1 pseudogene is annotated in these 229 nt (G+C 61.6%); it reads left to right on the top strand.

Annotated features, from left to right (window positions below):
- Positions 1-229, top strand: a pseudogene (locus tag SB771_RS37545) (IS21 family transposase); the annotation flags it as partial.

Here is a 229-nt window from a genome sequence, read left to right as displayed (position 1 = left end):
CAGACGCACGCGCCCGGCGAGAAGCTGTTCGTCGACTACTCCGGCGACAGGATCGCCATCATCGACGCGCAGACCGGCGAGATCCGCGACGCCGAGCTGTTCGTTGCTGTTCTCGGCGCGTCGAATTACACGTACGCCGAAGCGACCTGGACGCAGCAGTTGCCAGACTGGATCGGTTCGCATGTGCGCACGTTCGAATTCATTGGCGGCTGTACAGAAATTGTCGAGC

The organism is Burkholderia sp. SIMBA_051, assembly GCF_046534915.1.
Classification (GTDB): Bacteria; Pseudomonadota; Gammaproteobacteria; order Burkholderiales; family Burkholderiaceae; genus Burkholderia; species Burkholderia ambifaria.
This window is presented reverse-complemented; position numbering and strand designations above follow the sequence as displayed.